The organism is Seonamhaeicola marinus (assembly GCF_008085455.1).
Genome location: NZ_VSDQ01000643.1, coordinates 1 through 1,749, shown reverse-complemented (window position 1 = coordinate 1,749; position 1,749 = coordinate 1). Strand labels below are relative to the sequence as shown.

Genomic DNA, 1,749 nt, shown 5'->3' with positions numbered 1-1,749 from the left:
ACAGAAGTTAATGAAGAACATAATGAAAGCGAAGAAGTAATGCTATCACAACAGCAATTCGATGCTTTAAAAATGAAAATAGATACGTTGGCATTACGTAATATGAGCGGCTATGTAGAAGCAAACGGAACGTTAGAAGTACCACCACAAAACGAAGCAGCTATTACTACTGTTGTTGGTGCAAATGTCGTTTCAATTGAAGTGATTGAAGGTGATAAGGTTAATAAAGGTCAAGTAGTGGCTTATCTATCGCACCCAAATATCATACAAGCGCAAACGGATTATTTAAACGCTTATAGCAATAGCGAGCTTGCAAAGAAAAATTATGAACGTCAACAAAAATTATACGATGCTGGTGTTGGTTCTGGTGCTAATTTCCAGAAAGCAGAAGCAGAATATCAAGCATCAAAAGCAATGGTTAATGGTTTAGAAGCGCAATTAAGAATACTCAACGTTAACACTACATCAGTTCGCAATGGCACAATTGCACAGCGCATAGCATTGCGAAGTCCAATAGAAGGCTTTGTGCAAAAAGTTGAAGTAAAAACAGGTCAATATGTAGAGCCACAAACCGAATTATTTGAAATTGTAAATACGCATCACGTTCACGCCGATTTTATGGTCTTTGAAAAAGATGTCCATAAAGTACAGAAGGGTCAAAGAGTAAACTTTACGGTACAATCTATACCAGATACAGAACTTACCGCAGAAATCTATTCCGTGAGTAAAACGTTTGAAGACAGCCCGAAAGCAGTTCACGTTCACGCAGAAATAGAAAACAAAAAAGGTAATTTAATTCCTGGTATGTATATTCAAGGTAAAATTCAAGTAGATAATACCCAAACAAAAGCTTTACCAGAAAGTGCAATTATAAAAGAAGGCGAAAGATATTATGTGTTTTCAGTAGAAAAAGAAAATGACGATTGGAGCTTTAAACCTATCGAAGTTGTGTTAGGTACTAAAGATGGTGATTGGGTATCGGTTCAATTTATTGAAGATATAGAAAGTAACACACAATTTGCCTATAACAATGCTTATTACCTTAACGCAGAAATGAAAAAAGGAGAAGCAGAACACGAACATTAATTATGCAGACAATAGAACAATTATTAGAGTCAAAAAATATTCGTGTTACAGCAATGCGTATGTTAATTTATAAGTTTCTTGCAGAAAAAGAAATAGCAGTAACATTAAGTGACATTGAAAATGCTTTTGAAAAAGCAGATAGAACTACCTTATACAGAACTATTAAAACATTTGAAGATAAAGGAATAGTCCATCAAATAGACGATGGCACAGGGATAACAAAATATGCGTTATGCGAAGAGGGATGTAATTGTGATATTAAAAACGATTTGCATTTACATTTTCATTGTAATAATTGTAAAGAAACAACTTGTTTAACTGACCATAAAATTCCACAAATAAAAGTGCCTAACGGATTTGTTTCAGAAAATGTAAACTTGGTTGTAAAAGGTATATGTGATAAGTGTAGTGGATAATAAATGCACTTCCATTGCACGCTTTTTAATTGCATTTTTGTAATCAAAGAATTAAGTAATTATGAAAAGTAAATTAGCGATAACAAGTTTGCTTACAGCAATTACAGCTTCATTATGTTGTATAACACCTGTTTTGGCTTTAATAGCAGGAACAAGCGGTGTAGCTTCAACTTTTTCTTGGATAGAACCATTTAGACCTTACTTAATTGGGCTAACAATAGTAGTTCTTCTCTTTGCTTGGTATCAA

General features: G+C 33.7%; 3 protein-coding genes. All 3 read left to right on the top strand.

The window, feature by feature from the left end; translation table 11 throughout:
• A partial coding sequence (locus FUA24_RS10990; RefSeq protein WP_148542232.1) for an efflux RND transporter periplasmic adaptor subunit occupies positions 1-1,086 on the top strand: 1,086 nt, incomplete at its 5' end.
• A gap of 2 nt (positions 1,087-1,088) precedes the next feature.
• Positions 1,089-1,502, top strand: a complete 414-nt coding sequence (locus FUA24_RS10985) for a Fur family transcriptional regulator (RefSeq protein WP_147130658.1) — start codon at positions 1,089-1,091, stop codon at positions 1,500-1,502.
• 61 nt (positions 1,503-1,563) lie between these two features.
• Positions 1,564-1,749, top strand: a 186-nt coding sequence (locus FUA24_RS10980) for a mercuric transporter MerT family protein (protein ID WP_246147021.1), incomplete at its 3' end; no start/stop codon positions are given.